Raw genomic sequence first — 14,553 nt, 5'->3', positions numbered from 1 at the left:
CCAGTTAACTGTAACCTATCCATGTACAAACTAACTATCTTTTCTTTGGTTTTTAATGGGATTAGTGAGACCACAAGAACCGTCCCCATGGTCTTATTGTGCTAACGGTCAGTTTAATTGAAGAAGCATTCAAAGAATTCTATTTAAAAACTAACAATAACAGACATTGAAGTGGTAATATTTAATAAAAACGGGGTTGTAGGATGAAATTGAAAAGTGCGGTAATTACTATTATATTTTTTATCTTTCTCGGAGGTTGTAGTGATACAGAAGAACCAAAAATTCAAGATAAAAACCTGGATGAGGCATCGATGAATTTTGATATGAACAATGTTAAACCTTTTTTACAACGCATTAGCCCATTAGTTGAATCAGGTTTTTCAACAAAAGAAATTAACCAAGTACAAGAAAATTTAGAAAAAATGGAGCCCGATGATGAGTATGAGGTTGGTAGATTCGATATAGTTTATCGAGACAAAAAGACTCCTATTATCATAAAGGCTTTTATGGATAGTCCTGAAGCACCTGATGTTTATATCTTTACAGAACCTGATTTAGCAAACCAGATACAAGAAGAAATGATTAAGTTTGCAGATGAATTGGAAGCTGGTAATTGAAAAACTCGACTAACGGGGCAGGATAGTTTAACAAGAAGCACAAAAAGGTTACAGTAATTTAAATGAATAAATTAAAAAGGGGGGATTCTTTTGAGAAAAACCAAAATACTCTCTTGGACCGAAGACTGGGGAAAATCATACAGGCAAGAAGAGATAAAATTAAAAAAAGTATTTAAAGATGAACTAAATGATATTTTCCATATTGGAAGTACCTCTATACCAACAACAGGTTACGCAAAGCCGATAATTGATATTTTGATTGTTGTTAAGGATATTGAAAAAGTAGATTTATTCAATGATGAAATGCGGGCATTAGGGTATGAACCGAGAGGTGAAAATGGGATTGCTGGAAGAAGATATTTTCCAAAAGGAAAAGATAATAGAACACATCATTTACATATCTTTCAAGTCGGAAGTGAACACATAAAAACTTACTTAGATTTTAAAGAATACTTGATAAAGAACCCCTCTGAAGCCAAAAAGTATGGAGAATTGAAAATAAACTTAGCAAAACAGTTTCCTAACGACCATTACAAGTATCAAGATGGAAAGCAGCAGTTCGTTAATGAATTAGCAGATAAAGCGAAAGAATGGGCGTCACAGAGAAAATTTTCTTATTAAAGTAACGGGTGCTTGAGTTGAAAAATGGGATTGCTGCGGCGATTCCTTTTTTGTTCTTCAGCTAACGGGCCAGATTGTTGAGGAATTATTAACAGTAGACATCCTGATTAAAGATTGTTTGTGAGAAGTTACACCTAAGCTAACGGGTGCAGTTCAATAAAAAATTTAAAATTCCCTTTACCTTGTACCATAGTACAGGGTTTATAATTTATATGAGGTGAATTAGTTATGTATCGGGTTAGTGAGCTTGCTGAAAAATGTAATGTCAATAAAGAAACAATAAGATATTACGAAAGAGTGGGTTTACTTAAAGAGCCTAATCGAACGAATGCTGGTTATAGGATGTATTCAGAAGAAAGCGTCAATCGTATAAAATTTATCAAAAGGATTCAAGAGCTAGGATTTACTTTAGCTGAAATTTCTAAATTGCTCGGAGTCGTAGATAAAGACGATGAACGATGTAATGATATGTATATCTTTGTTGTTAATAAAAATGAGTATTATATGTCTAAATTATTATGAGTATCTTTACTCCGTTAAAGGGCGCTTTAATTGAACAAGCAGCTAAAAGGATCTTCCAGCCGAAGATCCTTTTTCAGTACCGATAATACCTCACTATGTTAATTTCATTTCAAAATCATCTCGATATATAATACAACATTTTAAAAAATATTTTTCAATTCCTCTGTTAGTCGTAGGAATTTTTCTTTGTTTCGATCCTGTAATGACTGGTCAATCTCTTTTAGGATTTGCTCTTTTCGTAAATTACGAAGGGCTTTGTTTAACAACGTTTCAGCAAATTCAGAATCCATGATGTTTACTTCAGGTTGTGGTGGTGTATTAAGAAAATTCCTTTCCATGGAAACCAACTCCTTGACCTTTTTTCTATTATACTAATGGTTTTCAGACTATTCAAATATTTTGCTTGATAGTTCTATGGTATTTATAGCTAATGTGTTTACATCTGAAAGTGTAAACTCATTGAAACCTCAGTCTAAAGATAGAATGAGATAGATTAACGATTAAGAAACTGAAAGAATAATAGATTTTGAGATGAATTAAAAATATCCTTGTTTAAAGACCATAACTGAAATCAAATAGGTAAGATAAGAGTTTAGTTCAAATCGATCTTTATTAACAAAATCAGACAACGTTAATTTGCTTTCTCTTGACACTATTTTACCCCCTTATTTAGCTTCTTTATCTTTATGATTTCCAAGCTATTATTCTTTTATACATATAAATTAATAAAATATTTATTTTTGAGTATAAATTTTCTCACATATATTAAAAAGTTCTTGAAAATTTTATGAGTTTCTGGGCCTTTAATTGCTGAGAATAAATATTATGCAACTAGAAATATTCATTATCTTAAACAACTTCTTTTTTTCATACCGATCATAGACCTTTTCAGGAGTAATAAATGTTTAAACTCGCCAATCATGTTCCCATTAAAGGGCATTAAATGGAATTAAATGGAATTAGGCTTATTGAACGAAGGGGCAGATTAGTTAAAGTTCTTTTAACAAAATAAGTTTTTAATATTCCCTTACAAGAATATTCTTTGTGGGTTATATTGAGAGTGAAAGGAGAAAGGTAATATGGGCGTCAAAATCACAACAACTTTGAGTGCACTTGCCGAGCCCAACCGCCTACACATAGTTGAGCTTTTGCGTGACGGCCCCCTCACTGTAGGGGAAATCGCTGAACGACTTAGTCTTCTCCAACCACAAACTTCCAAACATCTCCGCGTACTTAGTGAATCTGGGCTCGTCGAGGTGCAAGCAATTGCTAATCGGCGAATCTACAAGCTACGGCAGCAGCCATTCCAAGATCTAGATCATTGGCTGGAGTCTTTCCACAGTGTCTGGCATGAAAGATTCGATCGCTTGGATGATTATTTGGATGAATTGCAAGGAAAAGACTGATATTGTGACGAAAAAGATTACTACGGAAAAGAAGTGACGAATTATTACGAAAATATGGTAGGAGGAATTGAAATGTCCGAAAACAAAGTAACAAACAGTATGACAACTAACGTAGAAGGGCGAGTTCTTGTCATAGAGCGAATCTTCAACGCCCACGAGATCTCGTATTTAAAGCATTTTCGGAGCCTGAGCGCTTAGCGAGCTGGTGGGGACCAAGAGGAAGGCAAACAGAAAATCGCAAATTTGAGTTTAAGCCTAACGGCGTATGGCATTATTGCATGCGTTGCACAGATGAGAACCAAGACGAGTTTTTTTGCCAAGAATCTTGGGGGAAAGCTGTCTATCAAGAGATTATTGCGCCTGAGAAGATTGTCTATACAGATGTGTTTGCAGATCAGGAAGGTAATGCTGTCGATGGAATGCCAGAGATGCTGATTACGATGAATTTTATTGAACACGAAGGAAAGACGAAACTTAGTACGCGTTCTCAATTCGCGTCAATCGAGGCTCTTCAGCAGGTAATGGACATGGGTGCAGTCCAAGGAATGGCCTCACAATTTGACCGCCTCGATGACCTTCTGGAAGAGCTTCAGTAGATAAGATAACAAGTATTAGGAGTTGTTAAGGCAACTCCCTTATTTTTCTAACAGGGGCTATTTTTGAATAAGTACGAAAAAGTTTCAACAGTCCTTGATCTTCCACAATCGGGCGCAATTCTAGAATAAAAATTGTGCTCTTTCTTTATGTATAGGGTATTTTCTTGAATATGGGAAGGAATTATTAGAAAGTTATCTTGGCTTTCGTTATATTCCTTTAATCATTTCACATGTTCCAGTACCATCATTGAAACCCACTTGTTACGGCCTCTGTCACAAATCACCTTAAAACACTACTTTTCCATTATATTTTGTGTGACATTATATAAAAACACTTGCTAAAACTGGGTTTTAAATTAATTTTTTGACATTTAATATAAATTTCTTCTTTCCACGATCCCTAATTATTAAAAAATGCCCTCATTTTACTTTTACCAACCTGAAAGCTTTAAGGCTGCGTGTTTTCTTCAGAAATAAGGACTTCTCTTTCTTTGAACTTTTATCCAGATGGAAAACCAATCGGGTAATCTCCTTTGCCACTATTACCGGCTGACATTGAAATTTTTCGAAAAGATTACTTTCCCAACCAGTACTAAGAATGTAAACAGATTAATATTTTTTTGCTTTTTCATGATGCATCCTCCTTATTTTTCAAAGCTAGTTTACTATTTCTAAGTTAAGAATAGCACTCTATTCTCTCTCTTTTGAGTTTTATGTGAGGAGTTCTGACATGCTGATTTATTCCATTTATGTATGTTATATAATTTTTATGACATATCTAATTTTGTCCAACTTAATCTTTCAATTTCTTTAAACAACTCCTCTTGGATTAAAAATTATCTTAAAGCTTATAGAAGGAATGGAAATTGCCAAAAGTCCTATACTACACAAATCCCTAGTGAAAGCCTGCTGGATTATCTTATTTCTACAAGATATGGATCAACAGCGTTTGACATAGATCGGAACCGCAGTATACTGACCCGTACGATGTGGTGTAAGGGGATAAATAGAGGTTAGTGCCTCCCCCCATCTCAATTCTGTTGATTCATTTAACTAAAAATCAAACATCCATTGACCTTTTGTTTCATCCACTTACTAGGAGTCTTTTGATTACTATACAATGAAGGCGTCATCCGGTTGTGCTTCGTATTCGTATAACTCAAAGTTGTCATGGTTGTATGTCCGATCGTTACGCTGCGTTTTTCCATCATCTCTACAAGATTCCGAAGATTATACCCAAGATGCCATCTTACTGTATAGGTATACTCCAGATTTATACATAACTAATCCACTTTGAGATTTTATACAAGAATCTATAATTAAAAGAAACCGAAAAAAGTATGGAAGGAAACCTGACAACAATTATTACTTTGTTTGGAATTGATAGTATGATGATCAAAGAATTTATAAGGGATATTTATACAAACACTTTAATAATCAACAACTGATCTAAACTTATCTATGCTCGAACTATATGCTATTAAATATAAATTACCAGATTTGTTTTAAATAATTATCTTAGAACTAGAACATTTACCATCAAGAGAAATGCAAGGGGCTGACATTATGAAACCAGAGGGTCAAACATCAGTACTAGTTTTATCAACTATATCAATGATTGTTTCATTTGCAGTTTGGTCGGTCTTTGCACCGATTGCTGTGGCACTTCAAGAAATTTACCATTTAAGTACAACCGAAAAAAGCATTCTTATTGCTACTCCGGTTTTGTTGGGTTCTTTGATGCGCATACCAATGGGGATTTTAACAGATCGATATGGTGGCAGAAGAATCTATGCTTTGACTATGTTATTTCTTATATTACCGATGGTTGGAGCGGGATTTGCTCATTCTTATGTCATGATGTTGTTCTGGGCATTTTTTATTGGCATGGCAGGAACAACGTTTGCTGTTTCAATTACTTATGTTTCTAGATTGTATCCACCACAAAAACAAGGTTTAATTCTAGGAATTGCAGGTATGGGAAATTTGGGATCAGCAGTGGCTAGTTTTTTGATTCCTATGATTTTTACTTCATACGGTATGGCCTGGGTGTTTTGGAGCCTTGCTATTGCAATTGGGGTTATGTCCATTACCTTCTGGATAGGAACACAAGATTCACAAAGACCAAGTGAGACCAAGACTTTAATAGAATCTTTGTCTGTATTAAAATTTAAAGAAACGTGGTTTTTATCCATTTTTTATTTCCTTACCTTTGGTTGTTTTGTAACTTTTAGTATTTATTTACCTACATTGTTGCATGACCTGTTTCATATTACAGCTCTTGATGCTGGAATAAAAACAGCAGGATTCGTTATATTGGCTACCTTTATACGTCCAGTTGGTGGGTATTTATCTGATCGGTTTGGAGCAAATAAATTGTTAACCGTTGTCTTTAGTGGTGTATTGTTATGTGGATTGTTCATCGCTTTTACAAAGGAAAATTTTATTTTCTTTAGTATTAGTTGTTTGATTATCTCCATTTTGGTGGGAATAGGAAATGGTGCAGTTTTCAAGATGGTACCTGAAGTTTCATCAGGGAATACAGGAGCGGTAACAGGTATTGTCGGCGCAGTTGGAGGAATTGGAGGTTTCTTTCCTCCAATTGCCCTGGGATTCTTAAAGGATATAACTGGAGATTATTTTCTGAGTTTTGCATTATTATCTATTCTCTCTCTGTTTTGTTTAATTATTAATCATACGGGAATTAATAAAACAAGAGTAAATTTAAGTACAAAGAAAATCGCATAAAAGAGTGTGTCCCAAAAGCCTAGCTTTTGTAACCTCGCTGTTGGACAGATGGATATGAGATGGTTCTTTTCCGTGTTATCCTGGCGGTGGACGTCCTCTTTACCATCTTTAAATTGTGTTAAAAATTATCCTTTATGCCTATGCCAAGGAACTCTATTCATCACGGGTCATATTTTCCAAGTATAGGGGAATATAGTACTATACTTGAACAGTCTGGATTTAGAGTATCATATGTTCATCATTTTGATAGACCTATCCCATTAACTGATGGAGAAAAGGGGTTGAATCATTGGTTAGATAGTTTTGAGGATTACAATTTCCCTGAGTTCTCTAAGTAAGAAAAAATGGCTATTTACGGAAAAATAAAAAATAAGATACAATCAGATTTATATAAAGATGGTATATGGGAATCTGATTATAAACGAATTAGAAATGTTGCCATTAAGAAAAGATAGTTACTGTTGCAGTGTGGTATGTTGAATGCCCTTGGAATTATAAGATCTAAGGCTGTTTTAATTTCCACTAACGAATTTTATGGTAACTAAATAAGCTTATATAATGGAATTAAAAAGAAAAATAATTTTCTTGTTCCGCAATCGGGCGCCATTCTTGAGGATAGGCGCTCATTTTGCATTTAGTGCCATATTGTTGAATTGAATACTTTTTACAATTTTACTTTATAGATAATTAATGGATGGTATAATAAGATCAAGAACAATTGGACGGGGGAGAAATTTGTGGAAGAAATCTTAAAACAAATTTTGAATGAACTAAAAGAAATGCGCGTAGACATAAATGAATTGAAACAAGGACAGAACAGACTGGAAGTTGGGCAAGAAAAATTACAAAAGAATCTTGTCGATAGTTTAGGATTATACACAGATAAAATTGTTGATCATATCGATGATAAAACTGAAGTATTAAACAAAAGAGTCTACAAAGTAGAAACAGAGATTGAACGATTGAGCAGACAGTAAGGAATCATACAGCCCTTACTGTCTTTTAGTTTATATCTCAAAAACTAACCGGAAATCTAAGAGTTATTCCACAAACGGGCGCTATCCTAGAACAAGGATAACGCTCATTTTTCATTTTAGGGCCATTTTCTAGAGAAAGAAAGGAAATTAGACGGTACATCTTGAATTTAAAGTCATGCCATTAAAGGGTCAGTTGAACAAACAGGATTTGTTTTACGGTATATAGAAAGTCATATTAGGGAGGAATATTTAGATGTCAAACCACGAAAACGAAGAAATGCTAACAGGAGGGAATGTCTCTAACGTTTATCGTTCGGGAGATACTGTGCGACGTGAATTAAAGCCAGATAGTCACAAAATTCATAAGTTATTAAAGCATTTGGAGAACAAAGGTTTTAGTTATGCACCAAAGTTTTTAGGTATTGATGAAAAAGGAAGAGAGATATTATCCTTTATTGAAGGAGAAGCTGGTAATTATCCTTTAAAAGAATATATGTGGTCTGATGCTGTCTTAATAGAAATAGCGAAAATGCTCCGGCTTTATCATGATTCTGTGAGTGATTTTTCATTTGATAATAGCTGGCAATCGATAGATAACACCCCCAACAATTAGAGGTACTATGCCATAATGATTTTGCAATATACAACATTATTTTTAATCATGAAAGACCAGTAGGTATTATTGATTTTGATGTTGCTGGACCTGGTCCAAGACTTTGGGACATAGCTTATACTCTTTATACTTGCGTTCCCTTAAGTAGATTTTATCTTTCTGAAACAGATGAGAAAGTTTATTATAAATCATTACAGCATGCAAACCATATAAAACAAAGGGTTAGATTGTTTTTTGAATCTTACGGTGAGGGAATAGAAGAAGATTATTTGGAAATGGTATTGCTACGATTAGAAGGGTTATGTAAAACAATTACAAGAAAAGCCAGTGAAGGAGACAATGCTTTTCAAAAGATGATAGATGAAGGGCATCTTCAACATTATCAAAACGATATTAAATTCATTCGTGAACATGGAAAAGAGTGGATTTAAGGGTAGGTTTTTGTTGAACTAATAGGTGCTTAACTTCAATAAGACAAATATAAATCATCTTCCATAATCGGGCGCTTTACTTCTTGAAAGGGGTAAGGCGCTTTTGGTTGAATTAAAGAATAAGGAATTAGTTTTCGTTTTGATAAGTAAGTAATCGGTTAGGGGGGTATTATGCGAAAAACAGAAGTAGTTGCTTGGACTGAGAAGTGGAATGAGTTGTATCATGTTGAATCGGAAAAAATCAAACGCATATTCTATGATGAAATAATTGATATTTATCATATAGGAAGCACGTCTGTTCCACAAATTGGATATGCTAAGCCGATTATCGATATATTGGTTGTTGTAAAATAAATTAGTAATATTGATTTATACAATAAACAAATGGTCGAAATAGGTTATGATCCTAGAGGGGAGCAAGGTATTGAAGGAAGACGATACTTTAGTAAGGGAGGGAGTAACAGGACCCACCATGTTCATGTTTATCAGAACGGTACATAAATATAGAAAAACATCTAGCCTTTAAAAAATACTTAATTAAGCACCCTCAAGACGCTGAACAGTTAAAAAATAAAAAAACATTGACGGTTAAAAAAATTGCTTACAGTAACAAAACTATGTATATCTTACCAGGCGGCGGTCAAGAACATGGAGAAACTTTAAAAGAAGCAGTTGTAAGAGAATGTTTAGAGGAAACTGGAGTTAATGTAGAGGCAAAAGAACTCTTGTTGGTTTCAGAATATATTGGAAAGAATCACGAACATGCCAAATGGGATTCTCATGTTCATGTTGTTGTTCATCTTTTCGCTTGTACCATAATAGATGAAAGTGATTTTGGTAAAGGAATTGAAACTGATTCAGGACAAGTGGCTCTTGAATGGATACCGTTAAAAGGATTATCAAACTACGATTTTTATCCAAAAGCTATAATACCACATTTAATAAATTACGGGATTCGTAATGAAATTGCTCAAGCATATGTTGGTGATATGGGTTAATTGAGATATGAAAGTTATTCAACTATCGGGCGCTTTAATTGAATAAGACAAATAAAAAGTCGATTCCTTTTCATACAGGAAATCGGCTTTTTTGGGTGGAGTATTTGCTTAGCGTACAAAATTCGCGTTTTGCGGGCGCTATCCCTGTTAAGACTTATGTGACGTATTAGAGCAGCAACCCTGTGATCAAGCCCATTAGGGAAATTGGCGGAATTAACGGAATTAACTAAAGAAAAAAATGTAAAGGTTATTTATTTTGAGGAGCTAACTTCTTCAAAAGTCGCTCAAACATTAGCCAATGAAATAGGTGCTAAAACAGAAGTTTTAAATCCATTAGAAGGATTAACGAAAGAAGAGCAAGAAAAAGGTCTGGATTATATAGATGTTATGAAAAAAAATCTTGAGGCATTAAAACTATCCATTTTAAAGTAATTATTCAAATGAAGGATAGGAGTTTACCCGCGTTTTTAACTAAATCAGTATGTTGATTAAATTCACAATAAGTTACTTTATTATTTTTCTACAAATCTATTAAATTGATTTAGCTATATTACGTGATTTATAAAATCTGTTTATTTATTGAATAGCGGATAGTAAAAAAATGAGCTTGGAGAAGATTTGATATGCTCCCGATAAAGTAGACAGATTAAATAATAAAAATCTGTTTTACTTTATTGGGGGCTTTTTACTATGGGAAAAAGTGCTTATTCTGCACAAGAAAAGTATGAGTTAATTGTGGCTTAATCAATCTCCATATGATATTCGAATTGAATGGGGAAGACGTGGGGCACGAGAAGTAGAAAAGAAAAGGGATATGCCCTAAAGTATTCTTTGGGCACATCCTCTTTAAGATCACACTCTAGTTTGGAGAATTATCTGATTAGTAAGCCACTTTTGCCGCTTCGATAGCCGCTTCATAGTTTGGATGTTCTGTTACTTCATTCACATACTCCGTATATGTTACAACGTCATTAGAATCTATTACAAATACTGAGCGAGCTAGTAGTCTTAATTCTTTAATTGCTACTCCGAATGCTTCACCAAATGATAAATCTCGGTGATCTGAAAGGGTTTGGACATTCTCAATCCCATTTGAGCCGCACCAGCGCGCTTGAGCAAAAGGCAAATCTACACTAACTGTTAAAACCTTTACGTTATCAAGCTTTGCTGCTTCTTCGTTGAAACGGCGCGTTTGTGCATCACATACCCCTGTATCAATTGAAGGAACCACACTGATTAAACGTACCTGGCCCTTTGAACTTTCTAATGTTACCTCAGATAAATCATTGGCTAATACTATAAAGTTTGGAGCTTTGTCCCCTGCCTTCACTTGACTGCCGATTAATGTTACTGGCTTGCCTATAAATGTTACTCCCATGAAAAAATGCCTCCCTTTTAATTAATAACATATCTGTTCATATTATCTTCAATATTAAAAAAATTCAATTACTTATTATTTTTCTGTTTATTTAAACCCGGTATGCGAATCCTTTTATAATCAACTGTCTGTACAGTTACCATCTTTATATCACCTCCCTTTTAGATTCTTCTCAACTTTTGCTCCTTAACACCTTAAAACATAATACTTCCAACATCGCATCTCCAGTTCTCGTTCAACAAAACCAGCTTTTAAAATAAGGTAATGTTATTAATTTAAATAAGATCCAAGGTGAAAAATATAAGATTGAAGGTATACTAAAAATATAGGGTAACTTAGTAGACAAGTCAATCAATAAAATATTGTAAGCCCTTTATTTGGAATCTAAAAGTTGCAAGTCATAAATTAATGAGGTGGCGGACATGAAACATATAAGTATTGAAGAATTAAAAGAAAAAGCGATTGAAATGAGATAAACAGCGATAACCATGATTCACACGGCACAATCAGGTCATCCAGGAGGTTCACTTTCTGCAGCTGACCTGATGACAGCTCTATACTTTAAAGAAATGAACATTGATCCAAACAATCCTACTTGGGAAGATCGTGACAGATTTGTTCTTTCAAAAGGACATGTTTGTCCTATCCAATATGCGGCCTTAGCTTTACTTGGTTATGTCCCATATGAAACGATCTACACGTTAAGAGAGTACGGTTCTCCTTTTCAAGGACATCCAGATATGAAAAAGTGTCCGGGAATCGATATTTCAACAGGGTCACTAGGACAAGGACTTTCTTGTGGAGTGGGGATGGCAATAGCAGGAAAAAGGGATAAAAAAGAGTACCGAGTTTTCTTCATATTGATGTAATGGATGGCCACTTTGTGCCGAATATCACTATGGGTCCTCTTATCGTAGAAGCGATTCGTCCTGTCACAGCATTACCGTTAGATGTTCATTTAATGATTAAAAATGCGGATCAATAGATTCCTTCATTTGCAAAAGCAGGTGCTGATATCATTTCTAATCATGTTAAGGCATGTCCTCATTTATATCGTACCATTCAATTAATTAAGCAACATGGAATTAAAGCAGGTGTTGTATTAAATCCTGCTACACCTGTCAATCAAGTTAAACATATTCTTGAGGATATTGTTTTGATCTTATTGATGACAGTGAATCCGGGATTGGCGGGCAAAAATTTATTAATAGTGTATTGCCGAAAATTGAACAATTTTCACAGATAATTAAGCTGTGTGGACTATCAATTGAATTTGAGGTGGACGTGGTATAAACACAGACACGGCTAGACTATGTGTTGAAGCAGGAGCCAATGTATTAGTAGTCTGTTCCGATATTTATAATCAAGTGGATCGAAAAGCTGCAATTGAAACTATTAAAAGAGCATTATAATTTTAAAGATAGCTAAGCCGATAAAAAACCTCCGGATAACAAAATTTTTGTTATCCGGAGGTTTTTTATTATTTAACATGTAACCGTATCCTTTTTGGCTATCTTGTTTATATAGAGATTCAGACTTGTAGTAAGAGAAGCCCCTTCCCTTTGATATTTCCTCAAAGAGAACGCCTTTCTAGGCTTGTAGGTTGAATTTCTTTAAAATAAGGCACTAATTTAAATAAAATCCATGTTGACAAATATCATATTACGGGTATACTGAGAATATAAGGTAACTTAGTAGACAAGTAAACAAGATTATAAGAAAAAAGGATGGATGAATAGTTGTAACCGTTAACAACAGGGGAAGAGTATGAGATAAGTAGTCATTGAGGAAATCAATTGACATAATATATGTTTTGGTTCACTTAACCAAGTAGAAAAAAATTTTTTGAAAGCGCTTAATGTAAAGGGTTACAATTTTTTAGTATTTTAAATCTTCTCAGTAGATTAGTGGACTCATTGTCAAAAAGAATGTGAAAAAAATCTGAATTAAAAAATATAAAAATAGTGGAAGGGAAAGAGTATTTATGATTTTGAGGGAGGCACTAGATTTAAGTAAGAGTATAGCTAACTGTCGCTTAGATATGCACGAATTGGCAAAGGATAAAGGTTTCTCTGATCCGGATGTAATAAAAATCAGCCAACAATTAGATTCAAAAATTTCGAATATCCAAAAGATATTATATAAAATTCGCTCCTTGTAAACAGGAACGCTCGATTATCTAACTATATCAAAGCTAAATTAAAAAAACACAAAAATTATGGAGGGAAAAAATGATGGTTAAGGAGTTAAAAGTAAAACAAGGGACGATTATATGTCAAGTGTGTCTAGAAGTGATTGATATAGTTGATAGCCCAGAAGGTGTAAAAACATGGTATGGAAAGTGTACGGACTGTTCCGAAGATAAGAAGGAAGATTAATATCAGTAACTGGACTTTTTTATTAGATATAGGCCCGTCTAACAACCCGGGATTTAAGAATCGAAAGAGTAGTAGTTGGTAGTAAAATAGGCGGCAGATTCCTATTCTCGAACTGTCTTCCAAAAGGATAGGAGCAAGAAACATGAAAGGAAAAGTAACCTTGTTTCATCAAGTGAGGGTGTAAGGGGGGAATCATTAATGAATGTATTAGATGCTAGAGTGATAGATACACAATACGGATTAGAAGCTTATTTGGACAGGGTAAACACTGTTGAAGTCATTACTTTGCATACTCCAAATGACAATAGTTCTTTTTGCGAAATTAAGTTAGGGATCAATTATTTTCTTTTAAGAGAAAGAAACTTTAAGTATAGAAAAAATTACTTTTGGATTAGATTGAATGATTACAACATACAACAGTTCAATTGGGTTGATCGAGTCAGAGACAGAAAGCATATTTGCTGTTAAAAACGAATTTGAGAGAGGAGCGACAAAGGATTTAATTGGAACATGGCTTATTAAAACCGATACGTTTCATCATGCGATCATTCAACAAGTACAGAACCTGAAGAAAGAACAAAACATCCAAACCGAAGACGATAATAAAAAACTAAGCACTACTATAAAATTCTTAGAAAAACTACTTCAAATCAAGACTGAAGATATACAAAGTTCATCTATAGAACAAAGATACTGTGCAGACATTGTGTGATGGAAACTGGACTACTTCCGACGCATGTAGAATCAGTCGTAAAAATATTTTAATTGTAAACTTAGCTATTGGCTTTATAACTCCACCTGTAGGTGTAAATCTATTTGTTGGATCAGGAATATCGGGGCTGACGATTGAAACCTTAGCACCAGCTACTATCCCATTTTTGATTGCAATGATTTTATGTTTGACCGTTATCACAGTCATTCCCGAGGTATCGTTATTTTTAGTAGACTAATTCAATTAAGAGGGAATGGAAAACACCTCCTTTTTTTAAGTTTACCCTTAAGTACTATAGGGCTTTTTTGAATATGGCAATGTCTTAATTTAAATAAAATCCAAGTTGACAAATATCAGAATCAAGGTATACTAAAAACATAAGGTAACTTAGTAGACAAGTTAACAACAGGGGCAATTCTACTAAGGATCTTGGTTAAAAATTAAAATTGGCAAGTCATAATTTAATGAGGTGGCATGACATGAAACATATAAGTATTGATGAATTAAAAGAAAAAGCGATTGAAATGAGAAAAACAGCTATCACCATGATTCACAA

Annotated in this window: 12 protein-coding genes and 7 pseudogenes; 17 read left to right on the top strand and 2 right to left on the bottom strand. The window is 34.1% G+C overall.

What is annotated here, in order from left to right; translation table 11 throughout:
• Positions 1-203: 203 nt before the first annotated feature.
• From J7E77_RS29285 to J7E77_RS29275, 3 genes and pseudogenes are all read left to right on the top strand, one after another.
• Positions 204-617, top strand: coding sequence for a hypothetical protein (locus tag J7E77_RS29285; RefSeq protein ID WP_214719018.1), 414 nt, complete (start codon positions 204-206; stop codon positions 615-617).
• 90 nt (positions 618-707) lie between these two features.
• Positions 708-1,238, top strand: coding sequence for a GrpB family protein (locus tag J7E77_RS29280; protein ID WP_214719017.1), 531 nt, complete (start codon positions 708-710; stop codon positions 1,236-1,238).
• A 228-nt stretch (positions 1,239-1,466) separates the two neighbouring features.
• A pseudogene (locus J7E77_RS29275) lies at positions 1,467-1,736 on the top strand (MerR family transcriptional regulator); the annotation flags it as partial.
• Positions 1,737-1,900: 164 nt separating this feature from the next.
• Here J7E77_RS29275 and J7E77_RS29270 read toward each other — a convergent pair.
• Positions 1,901-2,098: an IDEAL domain-containing protein gene (locus tag J7E77_RS29270; RefSeq protein WP_214719013.1), complete on the bottom strand. Its 198-nt coding sequence runs from the start codon at positions 2,096-2,098 to the stop codon at positions 1,901-1,903.
• Positions 2,099-2,839: 741 nt separating this feature from the next.
• On the opposite strand from J7E77_RS29270, the gene J7E77_RS29265 reads away from it, so the two are divergent.
• The 8 genes and pseudogenes from J7E77_RS29265 to J7E77_RS29225 form a co-directional block, all read left to right on the top strand.
• Complete coding sequence (locus J7E77_RS29265) at positions 2,840-3,166, top strand: ArsR/SmtB family transcription factor (protein WP_214719012.1); 327 nt, start codon at positions 2,840-2,842, stop codon at positions 3,164-3,166.
• A gap of 72 nt (positions 3,167-3,238) precedes the next feature.
• Positions 3,239-3,762, top strand: a pseudogene (locus tag J7E77_RS29260) (SRPBCC domain-containing protein).
• A 1,566-nt stretch (positions 3,763-5,328) separates the two neighbouring features.
• Complete coding sequence (locus J7E77_RS29255) at positions 5,329-6,510, top strand: MFS transporter (protein ID WP_214719011.1); 1,182 nt, start codon at positions 5,329-5,331, stop codon at positions 6,508-6,510.
• 737 nt (positions 6,511-7,247) lie between these two features.
• The gene (locus J7E77_RS29250) at positions 7,248-7,487 is read left to right on the top strand and encodes a hypothetical protein (RefSeq protein ID WP_214719010.1); all 240 of its coding nucleotides are present in this window, start codon (positions 7,248-7,250) and stop codon (positions 7,485-7,487) included.
• A 253-nt stretch (positions 7,488-7,740) separates the two neighbouring features.
• Positions 7,741-8,531, top strand: a pseudogene (locus tag J7E77_RS29245) (phosphotransferase).
• A 171-nt stretch (positions 8,532-8,702) separates the two neighbouring features.
• Positions 8,703-9,032: pseudogene (locus J7E77_RS30995) on the top strand (GrpB family protein).
• An 80-nt stretch (positions 9,033-9,112) separates the two neighbouring features.
• Positions 9,113-9,529: an NUDIX domain-containing protein gene (locus J7E77_RS29230; protein ID WP_251028227.1), complete on the top strand. Its 417-nt coding sequence runs from the start codon at positions 9,113-9,115 to the stop codon at positions 9,527-9,529.
• Between the two features lie 201 nt (positions 9,530-9,730).
• A pseudogene (locus J7E77_RS29225) lies at positions 9,731-9,961 on the top strand (metal ABC transporter solute-binding protein, Zn/Mn family); the annotation flags it as partial.
• A 448-nt stretch (positions 9,962-10,409) separates the two neighbouring features.
• Here J7E77_RS29225 and tpx read toward each other — a convergent pair.
• Positions 10,410-10,907 (bottom strand): thiol peroxidase, encoded by a 498-nt coding sequence (tpx, locus tag J7E77_RS29220; protein WP_214719007.1) that lies wholly within the window; start codon positions 10,905-10,907, stop codon positions 10,410-10,412.
• Between the two features lie 482 nt (positions 10,908-11,389).
• Here tpx and J7E77_RS29215 point away from each other — a divergent pair.
• The 6 genes and pseudogenes from J7E77_RS29215 to J7E77_RS29190 all read left to right on the top strand — a co-directional run.
• A pseudogene (locus J7E77_RS29215) lies at positions 11,390-11,761 on the top strand (transketolase); the annotation flags it as partial.
• Positions 11,762-11,775: 14 nt separating this feature from the next.
• Positions 11,776-12,153 (top strand): annotated as a pseudogene (locus tag J7E77_RS29210) (ribulose-phosphate 3-epimerase).
• 738 nt (positions 12,154-12,891) lie between these two features.
• The gene (locus J7E77_RS29205; protein ID WP_214719005.1) at positions 12,892-13,068 is read left to right on the top strand and encodes an aspartyl-phosphate phosphatase Spo0E family protein; all 177 of its coding nucleotides are present in this window, start codon (positions 12,892-12,894) and stop codon (positions 13,066-13,068) included.
• Positions 13,069-13,138: 70 nt separating this feature from the next.
• The gene (locus tag J7E77_RS29200) at positions 13,139-13,285 is read left to right on the top strand and encodes a GapA-binding peptide SR1P (protein WP_251028226.1); all 147 of its coding nucleotides are present in this window, start codon (positions 13,139-13,141) and stop codon (positions 13,283-13,285) included.
• Positions 13,286-13,685: 400 nt separating this feature from the next.
• Complete coding sequence (locus J7E77_RS30990) at positions 13,686-13,997, top strand: hypothetical protein (RefSeq protein WP_251028225.1); 312 nt, start codon at positions 13,686-13,688, stop codon at positions 13,995-13,997.
• Entirely contained in the window at positions 13,981-14,235 is a 255-nt protein-coding gene (locus J7E77_RS29190) for a TRAP transporter large permease subunit (RefSeq protein ID WP_214719003.1), read from the top strand. Before J7E77_RS30990 ends, J7E77_RS29190 begins: the two co-directional genes overlap by 17 nt.
• The last annotated feature ends 318 nt before the right edge of the window (positions 14,236-14,553 follow it).

The sequence above is a fragment of the Bacillus sp. ISL-77 genome, from assembly GCF_018613105.1.
Note: the sequence above shows the minus strand (reverse complement) of the source record. Positions and strands in the feature narration are given on the sequence as shown.

Coding starts and splice junctions, on each gene's coding strand:
- J7E77_RS30990 (WP_251028225.1), top strand. CDS start 13,686: ATGATTACAACATACAACAGTTCAATTGGGTTGATCGAGTCAGAGACA.
- J7E77_RS29200 (WP_251028226.1), top strand. CDS start 13,139: ATGATGGTTAAGGAGTTAAAAGTAAAACAAGGGACGATTATATGTCAA.
- J7E77_RS29285 (WP_214719018.1), top strand. CDS start 204: ATGAAATTGAAAAGTGCGGTAATTACTATTATATTTTTTATCTTTCTC.
- tpx (WP_214719007.1), bottom strand. CDS start 10,907: ATGGGAGTAACATTTATAGGCAAGCCAGTAACATTAATCGGCAGTCAA.
- J7E77_RS29205 (WP_214719005.1), top strand. CDS start 12,892: ATGATTTTGAGGGAGGCACTAGATTTAAGTAAGAGTATAGCTAACTGT.
- J7E77_RS29255 (WP_214719011.1), top strand. CDS start 5,329: ATGAAACCAGAGGGTCAAACATCAGTACTAGTTTTATCAACTATATCA.
- J7E77_RS29270 (WP_214719013.1), bottom strand. CDS start 2,098: ATGGAAAGGAATTTTCTTAATACACCACCACAACCTGAAGTAAACATC.
- J7E77_RS29265 (WP_214719012.1), top strand. CDS start 2,840: ATGGGCGTCAAAATCACAACAACTTTGAGTGCACTTGCCGAGCCCAAC.